The 19,845-nt window shown below is 69.1% G+C and carries 17 protein-coding genes; 7 read left to right on the top strand and 10 right to left on the bottom strand.

What is annotated here, in order from left to right; genetic code table 11:
• Entirely contained in the window at positions 1–822 is an 822-nt protein-coding gene (locus K8Z49_RS05215) for a saccharopine dehydrogenase family protein (RefSeq protein ID WP_412520988.1), read from the bottom strand.
• Here K8Z49_RS05215 and K8Z49_RS05210 point away from each other — a divergent pair.
• Complete coding sequence (locus tag K8Z49_RS05210; protein WP_412520986.1) at positions 706–1,467, top strand: amidohydrolase family protein; 762 nt, start codon at positions 706–708, stop codon at positions 1,465–1,467. The two genes, K8Z49_RS05215 and K8Z49_RS05210, sit on opposite strands and share 117 nt — an antisense overlap.
• 345 nt (positions 1,468–1,812) lie before the next feature.
• On the opposite strand, the gene K8Z49_RS05205 is transcribed toward K8Z49_RS05210, so the two are convergent.
• The 3 genes from K8Z49_RS05205 to K8Z49_RS05195 all read right to left on the bottom strand — a co-directional run bounded on the left by K8Z49_RS05205 (position 1,813) and on the right by K8Z49_RS05195 (position 6,220).
• Positions 1,813–4,851 carry an aminotransferase class III-fold pyridoxal phosphate-dependent enzyme gene (locus K8Z49_RS05205; RefSeq protein ID WP_412517721.1) on the bottom strand — a complete coding sequence of 1,013 codons (3,039 nt, stop codon included), beginning with the start codon at positions 4,849–4,851 and terminating at the stop codon, positions 1,813–1,815.
• A gap of 156 nt (positions 4,852–5,007) precedes the next feature.
• Positions 5,008–5,196, bottom strand: a complete 189-nt coding sequence (locus K8Z49_RS05200; RefSeq protein WP_021592303.1) for a hypothetical protein — start codon at positions 5,194–5,196, stop codon at positions 5,008–5,010.
• 7 nt (positions 5,197–5,203) lie between these two features.
• Positions 5,204–6,220, bottom strand: coding sequence for an ABC transporter substrate-binding protein (locus tag K8Z49_RS05195; RefSeq protein ID WP_021592304.1), 1,017 nt, complete (start codon positions 6,218–6,220; stop codon positions 5,204–5,206).
• 1,194 nt (positions 6,221–7,414) lie between these two features.
• Here K8Z49_RS05195 and K8Z49_RS05190 point away from each other — a divergent pair.
• Complete coding sequence (locus tag K8Z49_RS05190) at positions 7,415–7,792, top strand: hypothetical protein (protein ID WP_021592305.1); 378 nt, start codon at positions 7,415–7,417, stop codon at positions 7,790–7,792.
• A 108-nt stretch (positions 7,793–7,900) separates the two neighbouring features.
• Entirely contained in the window at positions 7,901–8,515 is a 615-nt protein-coding gene (locus K8Z49_RS05185) for a flavin reductase family protein (RefSeq protein ID WP_412517720.1), read from the top strand.
• Between the two features lie 174 nt (positions 8,516–8,689).
• On the opposite strand, the gene K8Z49_RS05180 is transcribed toward K8Z49_RS05185, so the two are convergent.
• Positions 8,690–9,118, bottom strand: a complete 429-nt coding sequence (locus tag K8Z49_RS05180; RefSeq protein ID WP_412517719.1) for a transposase family protein — start codon at positions 9,116–9,118, stop codon at positions 8,690–8,692.
• A 701-nt stretch (positions 9,119–9,819) separates the two neighbouring features.
• Here K8Z49_RS05180 and K8Z49_RS05175 point away from each other — a divergent pair.
• Both K8Z49_RS05175 and K8Z49_RS05170 read left to right on the top strand, forming a co-directional pair.
• Positions 9,820–10,983 carry a serine hydrolase domain-containing protein gene (locus K8Z49_RS05175; protein ID WP_412517718.1) on the top strand — a complete coding sequence of 388 codons (1,164 nt, stop codon included), beginning with the start codon at positions 9,820–9,822 and terminating at the stop codon, positions 10,981–10,983.
• Positions 10,984–11,005: 22 nt separating this feature from the next.
• Positions 11,006–12,565, top strand: a complete 1,560-nt coding sequence (locus tag K8Z49_RS05170) for an alpha/beta fold hydrolase (protein ID WP_412517717.1) — start codon at positions 11,006–11,008, stop codon at positions 12,563–12,565.
• Between the two features lie 55 nt (positions 12,566–12,620).
• Here K8Z49_RS05170 and K8Z49_RS05165 read toward each other — a convergent pair whose 3' ends face one another.
• Complete coding sequence (locus K8Z49_RS05165; RefSeq protein ID WP_177287771.1) at positions 12,621–12,773, bottom strand: hypothetical protein; 153 nt, start codon at positions 12,771–12,773, stop codon at positions 12,621–12,623.
• A gap of 221 nt (positions 12,774–12,994) precedes the next feature.
• Complete coding sequence (locus tag K8Z49_RS05160; protein WP_412517716.1) at positions 12,995–15,223, bottom strand: MMPL family transporter; 2,229 nt, start codon at positions 15,221–15,223, stop codon at positions 12,995–12,997.
• A gap of 193 nt (positions 15,224–15,416) precedes the next feature.
• Here K8Z49_RS05160 and K8Z49_RS05155 point away from each other — a divergent pair, with 193 nt between their 5' ends.
• Both K8Z49_RS05155 and K8Z49_RS05150 read left to right on the top strand, forming a co-directional pair.
• On the top strand, positions 15,417–16,103 hold the full coding sequence (locus tag K8Z49_RS05155; RefSeq protein ID WP_244938647.1) for a response regulator transcription factor: 687 nt from the start codon (positions 15,417–15,419) through the stop codon (positions 16,101–16,103).
• Positions 16,100–17,587, top strand: coding sequence for a sensor histidine kinase (locus K8Z49_RS05150; RefSeq protein ID WP_412517715.1), 1,488 nt, complete (start codon positions 16,100–16,102; stop codon positions 17,585–17,587). Before K8Z49_RS05155 ends, K8Z49_RS05150 begins: the two co-directional genes overlap by 4 nt.
• An 84-nt stretch (positions 17,588–17,671) precedes the next feature.
• Here K8Z49_RS05150 and K8Z49_RS05145 read toward each other — a convergent pair whose 3' ends face one another.
• From K8Z49_RS05145 to K8Z49_RS05135, 3 genes are all read right to left on the bottom strand, one after another.
• Complete coding sequence (locus tag K8Z49_RS05145; protein ID WP_075022296.1) at positions 17,672–18,412, bottom strand: rRNA methyltransferase; 741 nt, start codon at positions 18,410–18,412, stop codon at positions 17,672–17,674.
• Between the two features lie 5 nt (positions 18,413–18,417).
• Positions 18,418–19,242, bottom strand: coding sequence for a TrmH family RNA methyltransferase (locus K8Z49_RS05140; RefSeq protein WP_412517714.1), 825 nt, complete (start codon positions 19,240–19,242; stop codon positions 18,418–18,420).
• Positions 19,243–19,329: 87 nt separating this feature from the next.
• Positions 19,330–19,761: a DUF6069 family protein gene (locus K8Z49_RS05135; RefSeq protein WP_412517713.1), complete on the bottom strand. Its 432-nt coding sequence runs from the start codon at positions 19,759–19,761 to the stop codon at positions 19,330–19,332.
• Between the last annotated feature and the right edge of the window lie 84 nt (positions 19,762–19,845).

Below are 19,845 nucleotides of genomic sequence, written 5' to 3'. Positions count from 1 at the left end.
TCAGATCTGTCCTTGCTCGGCGAAGTGGTGCCCGGCCCTAGTGGAGAACAGCCGCTCGAGCGGGATGTCCTCCTGCTTGATGAACCCGGCCCGCGGTAGCACGCCGTCGGCGACCAGTTCCACGACGCTGACCGCCGACGCCGCGGTGGTCCACGAGATGGCTCGCCAGGCGCGTCCGGAGATCACCAGTGGCTTGTAACCGCGGACGTGGTTCTCTCTCAGCGGGGCGCCGTGCTTGACGCCTTCGACCGCCGCGTGGACGTAGACGACGTCGTCCCAGACCGGCGGCTTGGCATCGACCAGCATGCGGCCGACCAGCTCGCGCTGGTCGCGGAGGTTAAGCTCGTCGAACAGGAACTGCATCTGGTCGAAGTGCCCGGGGTAGCGCAGCGTCTTGTAGTCGAGCCGGTGCACCGAGCCCTCGTAGGTCCCGCACATTGTGCCGAGGCCGCCCGAGGTCAGCGCGGCCTCAAGCTCAACGCCGCCGATCACGACGCGCTCCTTCTCGGTCATCGCGGGCACCATCTGGCGGTGCCCCGACCGCAGCACCTCGCAGTCGTTGAGGTACTCGTTGACCACACCCTCGGGCGACCAGTTGATCGCGTAGCCGAGCAACCCGGTCGGGTTCTGCGGCAGCGCGCCGACCTTGAGCTCGATCGATCGGATCTCCTCGAACGTCTTGGCGATCGAGGCACCGATGATGCGATCATCAAGCTCGCCGCCCGGCGCGGCTTCCAGGTAGGCACCCCCGCTACTGGCGACGCAACCATCGATGCCGTCGTCGCCGGATACCTCGCCACCAGGACCAACCAGCTGCGTCACTACGTCATCCACGGCGACCTGACCCCCGCGCGGCACACTGAAAAAGATGGCCCGCAACGGTATCGGTGTCAGCTTCAACCCCACAATCAACAGGTCTACGGCCGCTTCTTCGACACCACTCTCGGCCCCGAACGCGTCGACTACCAATGGCCCTTCCGTACGGCGCTCGATTCCGGGGTCCAGGCGTCGAGCGCCTCCGACGCGGCTGTCGTCACACCCGACTGGCTCATCGGCGTCGCCGGAGCCGTCACCCGCCTCGGCTTCGACGGCAAGGCCGGCGGCATCGAACAGGCCATCACCATCGAAGAAGCCCTGCATTCCTACACCAGCACCCCCGCCTGGCAGGACCACGCTGAACACTGGAAAGGCCAACTCCGGGTGGGCTACCTGGAAGATGTGTCCATCCTCAACCGAGACATCCTCAACGCCAAGACCGCTGAGGAGATCACAGGCCTGGACGTCGCGGGCACCATCATCAGCGGCGAGGTCGTCCATGACGCATCCACGACCACCGCCCCCGCGGTACGCCGCGGGGCCGCGAAGGTCGCCGCCTACCGCCACCAGGCTTCAGCCGCATGTGGTGCCAAGGGCGTCACCTGCTGCTGCCAGGCCAACGAAAGGCGACTCGCCCACACCACCGCCTGACCGCCCGCAACCACATGAAGGCGCCGACCTGCGCAATGGCCGACGCCTTCGCTGCCGTAACTTATCGGCACGGCGGCGCTGCGGGCCGCGGCTCGCGGCGGCGACATTCGGTGAGGAGATACGCCACTGATCGAGCAGTACTTGACGGCGTTTGCGAGTCTCTGTACGACTGAGCAGCCTTGTAACACCGCCGTGGCAGGCCCTTACGATCAGTCGCGATGTGGCGCCGCCGGCCGGGCGGCAAGACCGGAGCGCGCGAGCCGCCGGCGCCCCACACCCCCGGTCCGCGGCGCGGCCGCTGGAACCGTTCGTCACCAGTTGTCGCCGCCAACCGCGGCGCACAGGTCACCAGCCTCGTGTCAGGACCTCATCCAGCGTCTGGGCCAGCTCGTCGGCATCCTCGACGCTGAAGGTCAGCGGGGGCTTTAGCTTAAGAACATTCCAGTGCGGTCCGGTCGGGTATACCAGGATGCCCTCGTCCTTGAGGCGCTCGCAGATCATCAACGTCTCGTCGGCGGCCGGTTCCTTGGTGTCGCGGTCTCGCACGAACTCGACCCCGCTGTAGAGGCCCTGCCCGCGAACGTCGCCGATCAGCGGGTGCCGGCCAGCCAGAGCGCCGAGATTGTCCCGAAGGTATTCGCCCACTACCAGGGCGTTGTGCTGCAAGGCCTCGTCCTGGACGATGTCCAGCAGTTCCAGGCCCACCGCGCAGGCCACGGGGTTACCGCCGTAGGTGGAGAAGAACCGCCCGGCGGTGTCGAACGCCTGGGAGATCTCTCGCGTCGTGACCAGCGCGGCCATCGGGAAGCCGTTACCCATCGCCTTGCCCATGGTGACGAAGTCGGGTATTACGCTCTGGGTCTGGAAACCCCAGAATGCCTCGCCCAGCCTGCCGAATCCCACCTGCACCTCGTCCGCGATCGTCAGGACTCCCCTCTCGGCCGCCGCGGCGAAGATCGGCGCTAGGTAGCCGGGCGGCAGCACGATCTGCCCACCCCCGGCCAGCAGCCCCTCGAACAGGTACGCGGCCGGCGGGCGTCCTCCGGCGGTGATCCGGTCGAAGGTCTCGATCACGTGGTCGGCGTACGCCGCGCCCGCCCCGGGATCGCCGTAGCCGTAGGGGCCGCGGTAGCGGTCGGGAACCGGTGTCGGATGCGTGGTGTCCGGCTTGCCGTAATGCTTGTAGCGCGATGGGCTCACGTCAGCGACCGCTGAGGTGTAGCCGTGGTAGGCGTCGTCGATGATGACCACGTCTTGCCGCCCGGTCAGATACCGCGCCATCCGCAGCGCCAGGTCGTTGGCCTCACTTCCGGAGTTGACGAAGTACACGATGTCCAGCCCGTCGGGCAGCGTCGCGGTGAGACGCTCGGCATATTCGCCTAGCACGTCGTAGACGAATCTAGAGTTGGTGTTCAACCGGCCCAGTTGCCGGGCGGCCGCCTCCACCAGTCGGGGATGGCCGTGCCCGACGAGGGTCACGTTATTGAGCGCGTCGAGATACGACCGGCCGCGTTCGTCGTAGAAGCGGCAGCCCCGCGCCCGCACCATTGCGATCGGCTGCCGAAAGTAGGTGGGGTGGCTGACCGGCAGATGCTCGTTCCGCCCGCTCAGTACCCGGCCGACCGCAGGTTCCCAGGCGGCGACCCGCCCCGCCACACCTGCCACCTCCAGCAGAGGCGTGGGATCGGGGAACAAACCTCGCCAAGCCTCGAACTCTGCATCTGGGACGTCTGCGGGAATCTCGGCCCACCCGGTGACGGGGACGCACGACACCTGTATCCGCACGTGCGGCGACAGGTCATCGGTTCCGTGCCAGGCCACTGTGCCCAGTGATTGGCCTGCGGCCACCGCCTCACCCGGCACCAGTGCGGTGCGCAGCCCGCCGTAGAGGAGCCTGAATGTCGGCCCGTCGGCAGGCTCATGCAGGAGGACCAAGTCCACTCCGGCCGTGCCGGTCGCCTCGACCCGCCCGGCCAATGGTGCTCTCACCGCGTCCCCCACCCTGGCGAACAGGTCGACTCCCAGATGCACCGATGCATGAGGCCCCGACCCGGTGCTGCGTTTGACCGGACCGAGGAACCGCGGCTCCCCGTATCGCCCTACCGGTACCCTGCGGGCAGGGTCCCCGTCGGCAGGCGTCGCAGCGGTGGTGACGGCCGCGCGGGCAGCGGCGCGAAGAAGGTCGGGACGCCCGGGGTCGACGCCGTCGAAACAGTCGCCGGTCACGCTGAGGTCGATCGGGCACAGGCGGCCGGCGACCGGTGCCGACGTGGGGGTCTGATCGGCGATCCAGCCTGTGACAGCTGTGCTGGCAGGATGCGGGGGGAGGCCGCAGGCATTTCTGATCATCGCGGTCCCGAGACCGGGCGGTAGGGCGGCCAGAGCCAGCACCAGTTCGGCGGTCGCGGACGAACGGTGCCGCGGGTCGCCGTGCCGGTGTTCGTCGTTGAGCCTTGCGGTGGTCGCCGCGACGGCGGCCGCCCGCAGCCCGGTTAGCGGGAACACGACGTTCAATTCGTCCTCGGTCAGTGGGCAGGCGGCGTGATAGGCGGCGGCCAGTCGCGCGGCCGCCTCCAGCGGGCGCGCTGCATCACGCAGCGCGCTGGACAGCAGCACCGCCAGGTCGGCGATCCGCGCGGTCGGCAGCGCGTCGCCGAAGTCGATCACCCCCGAAACCCGGCGGCGCACCCCGTCATGCCGCGTGAGAAGGTTGAACGTGTTGAGATCATGGTGCACCACTGCTGTGGGAAGGTCGCGCAACCGGTCCAGAACCTCCAGGTCGGCGTCGCGGAGCCGGGTAATCGCCCGGTGCAGCGCGCTGTCGGCAACGCTGGGCAGGGCGTGCTCCAGCACCGTGGCGACATGCCCGAACTCCCAGTAGTGCGGCGCGGGCGGGGCGGGATCGGTGAACGCGGCGGTGACCGCGGCCAGCCGGCCTGCCACCGTGCCGACATCGGCTAGCAACTCGGCCGACCGTGCTGCCATGTCGGCCAGCGGCGTGCCGGGCACCCAGGTCAGAACGCGGCCCACCAGGTCGTCCGGCAGCGAGACCAACGCGTCCTCGCCGGGGCCGGTCACCACCCGCGGCACCGACAGGTCAGGATCTCGGCGCGCTATATGGCGCAGCAACGCGGTTTGGAACTCAAGAGCCCGCTTTTCGGTACTGCGGGTGAGTTTGAGGACGTATTGCTCGCCTGAGTCGTCCACGACGTGCAGGTTGCGGTCTGTCTCACCGGGCAGCGTACGCAGCGAGTCCGCGCGCAACCCGAAGTGCTCGCGCAGCACGGCGCGCGCCAGGTCATGGCTCATCTCGGGTGCGCCGGCGGTGATCCGCTCGTATCGCTCGTCGGGCTCATCGGCCGCCAGTTGGGTCTGCGCGTTCAACGCACGCTCCTTTCGGGGTCTGTCGCGTTGCGGCTCATGAACATGATCAGGCGATGGCGGGCGCTGGGGGACCAGGCCGCGGCGTCAGCTGGTGTTGCGACACCGGTGTCGGCGACGACCGCCTGTTGGTCGGGGTTTCAGCTGAGCGTGACCGACTCACCGGGCATGGCCGGCAGCGGCGCGCCACACGACCATGCCGATCGGGCAGAGGAAGAACAACAGCGGCAACGCGGCGGACGGCAGGATGAACCAGCCGGGCATGCCCCGCCTCGCCCGGTGCGGGCGGGAGGAGGCGGGGACCGCGGTGATGGTCACCGGGGACGTGGACTTCGTGAAAGTCGACATCGCAGGATCACCCGGTGAGCCATGCCGTGTAACGCCTGCTAACTTCGTCGAAGTTCTTGCCCCACCACGCGGCGTCGCTGCGGACCACGCTGTTTCGGTGATCGGAAGAAAACGCGTCGATCTGTTGCTGGATGCTGTCGAAGCTCGGCTTGATCTGCTCGTTGACCGGCTGCACCGACGCCATTCGCGCGAATTCGGCCGACGGCTTGTCCCGGGCGGCGAAGGCGATGAGTTTCATGGCGTTCGCCTTGTTCGGGGCGCCCTTCGGGATGACCAGGTCGTCCCAGTTCACGATCGTCTTGTCCCAAACGGGCCGGAACGGGGCCCCAGCCTTGAGCGCCTGGTAGGCCCGTGCGGTCAACACCAGACCCATGTCGACCTGGCGATCGACGAGCATCTGCTGCATCTGGCCGTAGGTCTGGGCGAAGATGGTCACCTTCTTGATCGGCCCCAGCTTCTTGAACGCCCGGTCCAGATCCAGCGGATAGAGCTTATCCGGGGGGACACCGTCGGCCAGCAGCGCGGCCTCCAGCAGGCCGACCGCGATCTCGGGCGGCACGATCCGCTTACCTGGGTACTTCTTGATGTCGAAGAAATCGGCGATGGTGGTGGGCGGGTCGTTGGCGTACTTCTGGGTGTCGTACATGAACATGAGGCTGTAGAAGTACGCGGGGACACCGCACTCGCTGACGGTGCCCGGCGGGAAGATTTTCTTGTCGATGATGGAGAAGTCAAGCTTCTCCAGGTACTTGCCGCAGTACTGCTCGGTGGCCGCGGCGCTCGTGTCGACAAGATCCCAGGTGACCTTGCCGGCCTCGACCATCGCCCGCATTTTCGCCTCGTTCACCGGCCCGTCGTTGCGGACCTTGACGCCCGTCTCACTGGTAAACGGCTCTTGCCATGCCTTCTTCTGGTAGTCCTGGAACGGACTTCCGGTGGACACGAAGGTCAGTGTGCCGTCGCCGCCCGAGGAATTGCCGATGCCGCAGCCCGCGGCCGCGGCCGCGATCAGACCGATGGCCACGACCCTGGTGCCCTTACCCGCTCGACAACCCACAACTGCCTCCCTGATTTCATACGGATTCACAGACCGACCCGCGCGAGGGTGTCCACCGTTTCTGATGATCATCGGTGCGGGATGTGATCTTCCTCGGGGCGACCATGTCCAAGCTCGACGTCCCCGTTCGCCACTCACCGTCGATCATCAAGGGTGGCCGTGGGTCCGCGGACGGCTCCATGGACATCTCGTGCGCTCCTAGCAAGGGTGGTCGGCGCGCCCTTGGCGTGCCGTGTGACGTCGGTGGTGGTTTCGGATGACTCAGTCTCACTATCGGATGTTGTGCTGTCAACACTTAGCCCACAGCCAACTTCACGTGGCATCGCCTTACAGTGGGCCACGAACGCCCGTCCGACCCCTTCGCGTGCCAGCGCAGACCCGGTCTCCCGTGCGGAAGCCGTCCATGGTCGACACCGCGACGCGCCGCTGCCGTATCACCTACACCGGATGACCAATGCCCTGTCTCCCAGCGCTGCGTTGCGTCAGAGGCAGTGGTTCGGCGTCAGTCCGCGCGAGTGCACGGTTCCGCTCCAATGAGCTGCTCGCCGCTCAAGCGGCTCCTCCGGCTGGCTGGGCTGGACAAGGCTCAGCGAGCCGGGCGTCGGGGCTGGCTGACCGTGATGCGGTCTGGTGCAACTGACGCCGGGACCGAGGTACTCGACTCAACTCACCCCCCTGACGCACGCTCTGGCGTTCGCTCTACAGCGGACTCGTCGCCGCGGTGAACGAGCACAACGACGCCTTCCCCGCTTGCCTGCCCCCGATTGAACAGGAGGTTTTCGACTCCACGTTGCGCAAGTTGGCGCCCCCTTGACCGTGCCCTGGAACGTGCCGACCCGCTGAGCCGTCCGGCCGAGCCGCTCACCATCTTGTTGATAATGTCAACACATAGCGGTCTTCTTGGCTCTCACCACCCCCATCGTCGACCCGATTTGGGTTCCGGCCTCAGTGCGCGAGCCCGGTGCTGGCCGAGCCAGAACCGGTCGGAATTCCCGGACGCGGCGTCGTAGCTGCGGCTCATGATGGCGAACATCGTGGCTCTGCCCACGCCGTTCGAGCTGATCAAACCTGTGAAATCGGGTTTCCTCGCCCCGCTTATCAAATGGGCATACCGAAACGAATTCTCCGCTGAGCACTGATCTCGCTCGGGCTCAGCCCGATATGCTTGATCGTGAGCTCGGTACCATCGCGAGCGGCGACCTTAAGATGATCGACATTGCCCGGGCGCCGATGGCCCGTCCTTGCCTGCTCGCCTTGGACGAACCGGCATCCGGCATGAACGACCACGAGATCGAGATCTTGCTCCACCGGTTGAAGCAGTTGCGCGAAAGCGGGATGTCCGTACTGATCGTCGAGGACAATGTCCGAGTCGTCACAGACATCTATGACCGCATAACCGTGTTCAGCGACGGCGAGAACCTCGCCGAGGGGCCTCCGAGGGATGTTTTACGCAGACCTGACGTCGTGGCCGCCTACCTCGGTGAGGACAACGGCGAGTCAGCGAACCCGTCCACAGCATCGCTCGGTAACTTGGGATAGGGCAACACCCATACCACACTGAGCGCACAACTGACAAGGATATCTGGACGCCCTCAGTTCATATCTCTGATCTATCCAAAGCGCACATACAAACTTCTAGTCGGCAGTGTGATTCCGCGCCCGATCGCCTGGGTGTCGTGCGCGGCGGCAGACGGCGCCCGCAACATCGCGCCATTCAGCTTCTTCAACATTGTGTCGCCATTTCCTCCGATGCTTGGCATCTCGATCGACAAGACCAAGACGGATGGCCTGGAAGAGAAGGACACGCTACGCTGTATCTCAGGAACCAAGGAGTTCGTCGTCAACATCGCGACGGTCGACTTACTCGAGTCGCTGGTCACGACATCGCTGGAATTCCCGATCACCGTGGATGAGTTCGACGTCGCCAGCCTTACCCCCGTCCCGAGCGTCACCGTTGCAGCTCCCCGCATCCTCCAGGCCGCGGTCAATTTCGAATGCACCCTGCATACGGTGGTGGACTTGGGAGCCAGCATGCTGGTCATCGGGGATGGGCAACACGTCCATTACCACCCCTTGTTGCTCGATGAGAATTTCACGATGCGCATCGAGCGGTGGCGGCCGGTTGGCCGCATGCCCGGACCAACATTCTGCACCGAGATGAACCGGGTAAGCCGCTCCCCCTCGCTCGCGGACTTCCAGCAGGTCGCACCACCCCTGCCACCGTGGGCTGTGGAGCAAACACGACCGCCGCCCAGCAAGTAGGAGTGCCACATTGGTCGAGCGCGACCTCGACCGGTCGGCCGGTGGTGATGTCGATGAGGATCGAGCCGTAGACGCGTCCACGGCGCAGTGCGAAGTCGTCCACGCACAGCACACGGGGTGTTTGCGCCGCGGCTTCGGGCAGGCCGCGGCTCAGTCGGGTCAGCGTCGTGCGACTCACCGCCCCAACAGCCGTTCGGCCAGGCGGGCACCCGCCCGGCCACCCAGCGCCAGCGCGAACGACCGCAACGCTTCCCCGGCCCCGGTGCTGCGACGGCCGTAGCGGACCGTCAAGCCCGGGACCTGCTCGGCGAAGGTCTGCCTGGCGCAGGCGTCGTTGCCACACCGGAACCGGTAAACCCGCAGGTGGATCAGCACTTCCTGCCGGCCGACCGCGGTGTCGGTGAGCCGCCGTTCGTAGTGGCTGTGCCTGCGCCGCGACACCGTCCCGCCCTCCGGGCATCCGGCCTCACGCGTCGTCGTTCCAGCCTTGATCTGCACCGAGGTCCCACAGCGGGTCACCCGGTCCACGCACACGCGGGCCAGATGAGGGAACAGCACAGTCACCAGTTCCTTGATCGACGCACCGGCGATGCTCGCGATCACGACGCCGACTACCGGCCAGAACCCCCGAACCGTGACCCACCGGGCCAGCGCCTTCACGGAATGTGCGCCAGAGCCGGTTTTCACGTGTCGCCGACACCGTCATCGGCGGAGCCGTACAGACGAAGTCGAGATTCTTCGGACTCCTGCGTCTCTAGATCCTCCACACCGACTGAGTGTCGGCGACTGTCCACGATCGATTCGCGACGAGCGGGTCAGCACCGTTTCTCATAATGGCTGTTAGGTGGCCTGAGCGCCCATCACGGGCGCGGGCTGACGGCTGATTCGCGAGTTGGCTGACCCGGCCACCAGAGACGACGCTCTGAACCCCGCCGCTGACCGCCCTGTTCCAAACGCCTGGCCGTCATCAAGACCGACCAACCGGCAGCTGACCTGGATGGTTCCGGGCGCCGTGCCTTCGCCACGACAAAGGTCGCGACGATTCTGGAGTCACTGCCCCCGCGACCTGGCTCGAACATGGTGGCTGAGCCGCAATCGAGAACCGTGTGGATGTTGCTGGTCGGTCGTCAGCGGGATACCTCGAGTTGAGGATTGAAAAGGCTTGAGGACAAAGGTGGTTCTTTGGTTGGTGATGCTGGGAGTCGGTGGGGCTGGCCGGTGGGCGGGGGGTGGGGTGTGCCCCCGGCGGCGTGGTGTGTTGCCCATAGTGTTCGCGGGGTGTGTTGTGGCTAGCTTTGTCGCGCATGACGATGGTTCTGAGTGTCCGGGCCAGGTGGGTCCTTGTGCTCTTGTCGGCGCTTGTGGCGGGAGCGGTGGCCACGGTGGCTCCGGCCGCGGCGGCGCCGCGCGGCAACTGCGATCACAGACCTACTGAGCGGGCGCTGGATGTGCTCACCGGTGAACACGGGCTGGCGGGCGTGGCGGTGGAGGTGGACGACCCGCGTTGTGGCCGCTGGTCGAGGGCCAGGGGAGTGGCCGACCTGGCCAGTGGCCGGCCGATGAGCGCTGCTGAGCGGTTGCGGATTGGCAGCATCACCAAGACGTTCACCGCAACGGTCGTCCTGCAGTTGGCCGCCGAGGGGCAGGTGGTGCTGGACGCGCCGGTGGAGCGTTACCTTCCTGGCCTGATCCATGGCGGCGGGTACGATCCCCAGACCATCACCGTGCGGGATCTGCTTCGGCACACCAGCGGTCTGCCAGACCACGTCGATGCCATGGACTGGGACCATGTCGCACAGATTCGCTACCGCCACTACGAGCCACGCGAGCTGGTGGAACTCGCCCTTGCGCAGCCTCCCCTCGATGGGGGGTGGCGCTACTCGACCACCAACTACGTCATCGCGGGCCTGATCGTAAAGAAGGTCACCGGCCACTCGATCGGATCTGAGATCACCCGGCGCATCGTGCGGCGGCTGGGGCTGCGCGACACCTACTGGCCGGGCGACTCGCTACGCATCCTCGGGCCCCACTCGCACAGCTACTTCGTCCAAGAGCACGATGGCGTGCCGGTCCGCGTCGACGGCACGGCGTGGAACATGACCTTCGGCGACGCGGGCGGTGCGCTGATCTCCTCCCCACTCGATATGAACAGCTTCTTCACCGCCCTGTTCAGCGGCGGCCTGCTACCCGCCGCGCAGTTGCGGCAGATGATGACCACGGTTGCGGCGGATGCCGAGCGGCTGTGGCCGGGTGCCCGCTACGGACTGGGGTTGATCGCCAGCCCGCTGGAGTGCGGCGGCTGGTGGTGGGGGCACGGAGGCACCGTGCCAGGCGGTCATCGGGCCTGGGAGGCGACGACCATCGACGGGCGTCACGCCGCGTTCGCGCTCACCCAGGTCCCCTCCACTCAACAGGCCGAAAACGACTTCCTGGACACCGTCCAGACCGTCCTGTGCGAAAGCCGCTGACCCGATCTTCCCGGAGAAGCCAATGTCTGTCATCAACGCACTCCGCGCGGTGGGCCTGATAGCTACCGCTCCCCTATCACTGATCTTCGCCCTCCCAACCGCCGCTTCCGCGCCCAACGACCTGGCCCGCTACTCCCACCAGCATCCGGCCTGGTCCCGGTGCCGCCAGGGTCCCGGCGATCAGACCGGTACCAAACTCGACCAGGCCGGAGCCCAATGCGCCACCGTCACGGTGCCGCTGGATTACGGCGACCCCGGCGGACGGACGATCAAGGTGGCGATGTCGCGGCTCAAGGCGACCGATACCGCCGGGCGGATCGGCACGATGCTGCTCAACAGCGGCGGACCCGCCGGAACCGCCATCGACATGCCACCGGACTGGCGCACCATCATGGGAAGCACCGGAGGCAAGTACGATCTGGTCGGAATGGACCCGCGGTTTGTGGGCCGCAGCACGCCGCTGGACTGCGGCTGGCCCACCGGCCACTGGATGCGCTCCCCCGGCCTGGACCGGGCGGCTTTCGACCGTTCGGCCGCCTTCGCCCGCGACCTCGCGCACCGCTGTGCACAGAAGGCGGGCGATGTGCTCCCGCACGTCACGACCCGTAACACCGCCCGCGACATGGACCTCATCCGGCAGATCCTCGGCGAGCGCAAGATCTCCTACCTCGGGTACTCCTACGGCACCTACCTCGGCGCGGTCTTCTCGCAGATGTTCCCCGAACGCATCGACCGCATGGTGTTGGACGGCGCCATCGACCCCCGCAAGTTCGGGCCCCTGCTACTGGCCGACGCGGCCCCGGCCAACGAGCGGGCCCTGCACGCCTGGGCGGCCTGGGCCGCCGAACGCGATGCCACCTACCATCTCGGCTCCACCCGCCGCGCCGTGCTGGCCACGATCGATCAGATCATCCATGCGTCCGCGCGGCAGCCGCTGCACATCGGGGCCTATCAGGTCGACGCGCACATAACGCCGATGGTCATCGTCAATGCCCTCGCCGACGACCGCTCCGCTCCACGGACCGCTCTGGCCGAAACCGTCCGCGTCCTCCACCGGGCCGCCACCCGGGGACACGCCGAGCCGACGCCGGAACTGGACGAAGGCCTGCGATTCTTGCTGACGGGGGCCGAATCGGCCTATGGCAGCCAGCAAATCTCCATCATCTGCGGCGACGTGGCCGGCTCCCGCGATCCAGAGACCTACTGGCATGACATCCAGCGCAGCCGCCCGCACTTCCCGGTCTCCGGGCCTGCGGTGAACAACATCAGCCCCTGCGCCTACTGGCCCGAACCGCCCCGCGAACAGCCCACCCACATTCACAACGACACGCCCGCGCTGATCGTCGCCGCCACCGGCGACCCGCGCACCATCTACCAGCACGGTCAAGCACTCCACCGATTCATGACCCGCTCACGCCTACTCACCCTCAACGACGCCACCATCCACGCCGTGTATGGCAACTACGGAAACACCTGCGTGGATGGACAAGTCAACCGCTACCTCGACACCGGTATCCTCCCCGCCCAAGACCTGTCCTGCGCCAACAAAGCAGAAGCACACAACGCCTGGACCACCGGCTGAGCCGTACCGGGTTTGGTGAAGTCCTTTGATGTGCCCCGGCTTCGGTGGGGTCGGCTTACGGGAATCCATCGAGCAGGAACTCGGCGTGGCCGCCGCCGGACTGCTCGGCATCACCCCGCGCCCCAGTCAAATCCAGGATCGTCTCGGCGCCCTGCTTCCGCGACGACCGCCTCGCCGACGCCTGCCACCAGTGCGGCTTCGCCGTCATCACAAATCCCCTTGCGGCCCGCGCCCACTACGGCAGACAACGGGCAGCCGACGACACGTGCAACGCAGCCTCCTTCCGCAACCTGGAGAACAAACCGACCTCACCCGCATCCTTGCCCGCCGCCACACCGGATCCCGCGTCCTGTCCTGACCGACGTGAGTGCGAGCGGGTGGTGGGATGCCTGTGCTTCAGGCAAGCTCGTTTCCTTGTGTTCGCTGACCTCACCGCCGGTCTGGGCGTCGGTTTCGACCGGCTAGGGAGGGGCGGCTTGTGCGGAGGCCTCTCGCCTCGCTTTGGTCGTTATTAGGGTCGGCGTCTGTCTTCGGGCGGGCGGGGCGTGTGGGGAGGCGCCAGGCGGCGTCGCCGAGGAGGGTCATCACGGCGGGGACGAGCATGGTGCGCAGGACGAAGGCCTCCACGGCCACGGCGCCCGCCAGGCCGGCGCCGACCAGCATTCCCTCCATGTCGCCGCTCAGCACGAAGGCGCCGAACACCGAGATCATGATGACGGCGGCCGAGACGATCACGCCGCCGCCGCGGACCAGGCCGGCGTGCACCGCCTGCCGCGCGTGCCGGGTCCGCAGCCACTCCTCGCGCATCCGCCCGGTGAGGAACACCTGGTAGTCCATGGCCAGGCCGAAGAGCATCGCGATCATGATCACCGGCAGGAACGAGGTGATGGGCACCGGCTTGCCGATGCCGAGGACGCCGGTGCCCCAGCCCCATTGGAACAGCGCCACCGTGATGCCCAGCGCGGTGCCCGTCGCGGCCACGTTCAGGACGGCGGCCAGCAGCGGCACCGCCAGGCTGCGGAAGGCCACCAGCAGGAGGACCGAGCCGAGCGCGACGAGCGCGGCCAGGAAGAGCGGCAGCCGGGAGGTCAGCGTCGAAGCCAGGTCCTTGTTGAGCGCTGTGCCGCCGCCCACCAGCACTTCCAGGGAGCCGTCACGCGCCGCGGGGCCGGCGCGGAGTCGGTCGATCAACGTGTCGGTTCTGGCGTCTTGTGGTGAGGTCGCCGGTATCACCTGCACGACCGCCGAACGCGCGGAGCCTTCGCCGGCCTGGCCGGGGAGCGGGATCGTGGTGGCCCTTGCCACGCCCGGTGTTTCGCGGACGTCGTCGACGAGCCGCTGCAGCGCCGCCGGCGGCACCGTGCCGCCGCGGGGGCGCACCACCAGTTGCAGCGGCCCGCTGAATCCCGGCCCGAACGCCTCGGCCAGCAGGTCGTAGGCGCGGCGCGCGGTGGTGGACTCCGGCAGTGTGCCCTGGTCGCTCATGCCGAGCCGCAGCGCGAACGTGGGCAGCGACAGCACGGCGACCAGGACCAGTGCGGCGGCCGCGAAGGTCTTCGGACGGCGCTGCACGGTGTCGGCCCAGCGCACGGCGGTGCTGCGCACGGCGTCTTCGCTGTTGCTCGGGGCGGCGAGCAGGCGGCGACGCCGGCGACGGCTCAGCACGCGGGTGCCCAGCAGGCCGAGCAACGCGGGCAGCAGTGTCAGCGCGGCGGCGACGCTCAGCAGGACGGTCAGGCTGGTGGCCACGGCGACGCCGTTCAGGAACTCCAGGTTCATCGCGAACATCCCGAGCAGCGAGACGCAGACGATGGCTCCGGCGAGCAGCACGGACCGGCCGGAGGTGCGCGCGGCGCCCATCGCGGCCTCCTCTGGCGACAGTCCGTCATGGAGACCGGCCCGGTGCCGGGAGACGATGAACAGGGCGTAGTCGATGCCGACCCCCAGACCGATGAGGGTGCTCAGCAGCAGGGCGGCATCCGGGATGGCCATCGTGTGGCTGAGCAGCCCGATCCCGAGCAGCCCGAGCCCCACGCCGAACAGCGCGGTGACGAGCGGCAGCAGCATGGCCAGGAACGACCCGAAGGCCAGGAAGAGCACGACCGCGGCGGCGGCGAGGCCGACGAACTCCGCCAGGTGGGGTGGCGGCTGGTCGGTGGTGCCCGCGGCCGGCCCGCCCACCTCGACCCGCAGTCCGACCGTCGCGGCCGACCTGGCGGTGTCCACGACGCGTTCGACCTGGTCCGCGGCAAGGTCGTCGGACGGACGGGAGTAGGTGACCTGCGCGTAGGCGGTGCGTCCGTCGGAGCTGATCTGGCCCGCCCCTTCGGCGCGGTAGGGGCTCACCACCCGGCCGACGTCCGGCAGCGCGGCGATTCTGTCGAGAGCGGACTGCATGCGGTCACGCACGGCTGCGTCCTTGACGGTGCCCGCACCGTCGACCTGCCAGACGACGGCGTCGGTGTCGCCGGATTGCGCGGGAAAGGCCGCCTGCATCAGATGGGCGGCCCGGACCGATTCCGAGGCGGGCAGCTTGAAGTCGTTGGAGTAGGCGCTGCCCGCCAGCCGTCCGGCCAGGACGGCGCCGCCGAGCGCGGCGGACCAGAGCAGCAGGACGATGAGGCGATGCCGGAAGCACCAGCGCGCCAGAGGGACCACGGCGAGGCTCCTGTCATGTTCGGTGCGGGGCTGGGAGGCCTCAGCTTCGGCCGCCGCCCGCGCCCCCGGCCATGGGCTCGGCGCCTTTCACAACCGATTCTCAAGGTCCTCCGAAGCCGCTCGCAGCCGGCGGCGCCCCGGCCTGCCCGATACTGAGGGCGGCAGCGAGAAACCGGACGAACAGGGGCCGTCGTTGGAGGCACCGACCGTGCTCGTGGTCGAGGACGAGCCGAGCCTGGCCGACATCCTGCGGATCACCCTGGAGTTCCACGGCTTCCGGGTGCTGCGCGCGGCGACCGGGGCGCGGGCGGTGGAGATGGCCCGCAAGCACCGTCCGGATCTGCTGCTGCTGGACGTGATGCTGCCGGACGGCAACGGCTGGCAGGTGTGCCGGACCGTCCGGAGCGAACGCGAGGACGTTCCCGTGGTCTTCCTGACGGCCCGGGACGCCCCGGCCGACATCGTCGGCGGCCTCGCGTTGGGCGGCGACGACTACATCACCAAGCCGTTCAATATCGACGAGGTGGTGGCACGGGTGCGGGCAGTGCTGCGCCGCGTCCGCCTGCAGAGCCCGCCACCCGCGGTGCTGCGGCACGGCGACGTCGAGATGGACGAGGCGACGTACACCGTGCGGCGCGCGGGCACTCCGGTGGACCTCACGCCGACCGAGTACGCGCTGCTGCGCTACCTGATGCTCAACGCCGGCCGGGTCGTCACCAAAGAGGAGATCCTCCGCGAGGTGTGGAAGTACGGCTTCTCCGGCGAGACCACCGTGGTCGAGACCTACGTCGGTTACCTGCGGCGCAAGCTGGACCCGCTCGGGACACCGCTGATCGTGACGCGGCGCGGGCGCGGCTATCAGCTGCGGGCGACGGAATGATCCGGAGGCGGGCGCGTCCGCGGTCCCTGCGCGCGCAACTCACCACCGCCAACGTGCTGCTGTTCGCGGTGGGGCTCGCGCTGTTCTGCGTAGCGGGCTTGGAAGGGCTGGACCGGTTCCTTGTGAACGCGGTCGACGACAGCCTGCGCGACGCCAGGCGCGCGGTCGCAGGCATGAACGCCGACATGGCCGCCATCCAGCGCTACGCGGACCTCGGCGTCGCGGCCGGTGCCGCCCCGGCGGCGAAACCCGCCACGGAACGGGACCTGGTCCTGATCCCGCTCTCCCGTAGTGGCCGGGCACTCGCGCTCGGCCGTTCCCAGTCCCCGGACGAGCGCCAGCGGGCCCTCGCCCGGGCGCTCGGCGGCCCCTCCCGCCACGCGGACGGCGCACCGAGAACCGTCAGGAGCGAGGGAACCGCCTATCGGGTCACGACCGTGCGGCTCTCCGACGGCACCTACGTGCTGCTCGCGATGTCGCTGGAACCGGTGGAACGCACCGTGCGGCGCCTGCTCCTGCTGAACGCGTGCGCGGGCGGTGTGCTGCTGCTGGTCCTGGCCGCGGTGTCGCAGGCGGAGTCGCGGCGCAGGCTGCGCCCGCTCGGCGACATGGTGCAGACCGCGTCGGCGATCGCCGAGGGCGACCTGGCGCGCCGCGTCACCGTCCGATCCCCGGCCAGCGCCGAGGTGGCGGAACTGCGCGGGGCGCTGAACACGATGCTGCACCAGATCGAGGCGGCCTTCGAGATGCGCGAGCGCAGCGGGGCGCAGCTGCGCCGGTTCGTCGCCGATGCCTCCCACGAACTCCGCACCCCGCTCGCCGCGATCCGCGGCTACCTGCAGCTGTCGGGCAAGGGCATGCTGGACGGCGGGGAGCGCGACCGGGCGGTGGCCCGCATGGCCGCCGAAGCCGACCGGATGGCCCGGCTCGTGGACGACCTGCTCGCCCTCGCCCGCCTCGACCAGCACCCGGAGATGCACCCGGTGCCGGTGGACCTGAACCGCGTCGTGCGCGACGCCGCAGCGGACCTGCGCGCCGTGCAGCCCGCACGGCCGCTGCGGGTGGACGTCCCCGAGCAAGACCTCACGACCGAAGGCGACGAGGGTCTGCTGGCGCAGATCGTCGCGAACCTGCTGGCCAACGTGCGCGCCCACACCCCTCCGGACGCCGCCGTGCAGATCACCTTGCGGCCGGAGGCCGACCAGGCAGTGCTGGAGGTCGCCGACGACGGGCCGGGCATGGACACCGGCGACGCCGCGCACGTGTTCGACCGTTTCTTCCGCGCACGCAGGAACGAGCAGCGCGATGACAAGGGGCCCGTTTCCAGGGAGCGCGTTGACGCGCACAACGGCAGCGGCCTGGGCATGGCGATCGTACGAGCGGCGGTCGAGGCGCACGGCGGCACAGTGAACGTGGACACCGCTCCAGGCGAGGGCTTCACCGCCACCGTGCGCCTGCCCCTGTCCCGACCTGTGGGTGAGTGAATTCGGCCTCACCCGATCGGATGCGATCGATGGCGATGACCTGCGTGTTCGGCGCCGTCTGCCGCTTTCCGGTCTGTCGGGCGCTCAGGGGGCCGTGGTGGGGCGGACGCGGAAAAGGCCGACGGTTCGGGTGCCGATCCGGAACGTGGCGTCGGCGCGGGGGCCGTCGTCCAGCCGCAGCTTCCGGCCGCGGACGGCGACGGCGATCACGGCGTCCTCGGACAGGAGCTCTCCCAGGGCCCGCAGCATGCCCGCCGTCCCGGACGCGCCGCCGGGGCCGCGCCAGCCGGTCTGCTCCCCGTAGGGGACGTCGGTGATCACCAGGCCGGGGCGGCGGCCGTCCAGCGCCTGGCGAAGCTGCCGCGGGTCGAACACATCGGCTTGGTGCAGGTGCGGCGCAGGGCCCTGCCCCGACGGCAGCCGGCGCGCGAGCCGTCGGGCCGCCTGGGCCGCGGCGGCGTAGGAGGGTTTGTCCCAGCGTTCGGCCTGCGCGTCCAGATCGGCGGCGCGGGCCGATAGCCCGGCTTCGTCCAGCAGGGCCAGGTTCTGCCCGGCCAGCCGTAGCGCGGCGGGATCGATGTCGGTGCCCACCACGGCGGTGATCTGGCCGGGATGCAGCAGTCCCAGCACGGTCAGCATGTAGCCGCTGCCGCAGCACGGGTCCCACACCATCGCCGCGTGGTCCTGGCGCATCGCCAGGGCACGCTGGAACATCTCGCTGGCCAGCCGCACCGGGAAGGCGGGGAAGCCGGGCGCCGAATGCAGGACGCCGCCGCTTGCCAGGTCCTCGTAGTTCTCCCGGACGACCGCGTAACGGTAGGCCATGGCGGTCAGGGCCGGCCGCCGCGTTGGCGGACGGTCTCGTACAGCGCGACCGTGGCGGCGCTGGCGGCGTTGAGCGAGCTGGCCGCGCCGCCGATCGGGATCCGCGCCATCGTGTCGCAGCCCTCCCGCCAGCCGGCGCTCAGCCCGGCGGTCTCGTTGCCGATGACCAGCAGCACGGGGCCGGTCAGGTCGACCTCGGCGATGTCGGCGGCGCCGTGCTCGTCGGTGCCGACCACGGTGAGCGGCCGTCCGGCGGCCCGCTCCCGCCGGACCCAGTCCAGCACCTCGCGGTGGGAGCGGACGCGGACCACCGGCAACGCCAGCAGCGACCCGGTGGAGGCGCGCACCGCCTTGGGGTCGTAGGGGTCGGCGGCGTGCCCGGTGACGATCAGTCCGGCACCGCCGAACGCGTCGAGCGAACGCACCAGCGTGCCGATGTTGCCGGGGCCGGCCGGCCGGTCGAACACCACGCCCAGGAACAAGGGCCCCACCGCGATCCGCGCCAGGTCGTCGTCCGGCAGCGCCACCACCGCCACCAGCTCGGGGACCTCCTGCTCCTTGCCGCTCAGCTCGCGCAGCAGTGCGGGCGCCATCGCCACCCGCTCGGCCCCGGCCGTGTCCAGCATCCCGGCCGCCCAGCGCGACAAGGGCCGCTCGGCGTCGTAGATCAGCGCCCGCACCGGCCAGCCGCGCTCCACCGCCAGGCTGATCGGCCGGACGCCCTGCACCAGGAACTCGCCCGCCCGCTGCCGCTTGTTCCGGTTCCGCAGCAGCGCCTCCCACTGCTGGAACCGCGCGTTGGGCCGCGAGATCCGCAGCACATCCCCCACCGACCGCTCCAGTCCGCTTCTCGCCCGAAGAACGGCCCAGTCTCCCACATGACGATCTCGGGACCGGTCCCCCGCTGCGCCGGCAATTCAGCGCTGTGACAATGAGGCTTCGGGACGCTCGGTGGAGCGCGCCGCCCGGGCCGTCCGGCCGAGCCCGGGGATCAGGACGGCCGCGACGATCAGGTGCATGCCGGTGAGGACCGCCATGGACGTCCCGTCGCCGGCGCTGCCGAGCGGTCCGCCCAGCGACAGGACGAGGACGGCCAGCGCGAGGGCGGTCCAGATCCGTCCCGGGCGGGCGGTGGTGCGTTCCAGCAGCGCGAGCAGTCCCCAGCCGGCCAGGCCGGCGATCAGGCTCCCGGCGATGACCGGGGCGGCCCCGACCGTGCGGAGCTGCCCGCCGGTCTCGGCGGACGGGTCGAGCCCCGCGACCGGGCCGGTCAGCGCCCACAAGGCGAGGGCGGCGGCGACCGCTCCCGCGACGGTCAGCGCCCGGCGTGCGCGATTCCCAGCGAACATGTGCTCGTCCTTTCGTTGCGGTCGATGCACGTAGCGTCGCCGCCGCGGCGCGCCTGCCGCATCGGGCGCGCGGTGGGAGCCGCC

This window comes from Actinomadura madurae, from assembly GCF_047130825.1.
Lineage (GTDB): Bacteria > Actinomycetota > Actinomycetes > Streptosporangiales > Streptosporangiaceae > Spirillospora > Spirillospora madurae.
The sequence above is the reverse complement of the archived record's forward strand: the minus strand, read 5'-3'. Positions and strand labels throughout refer to the sequence as shown.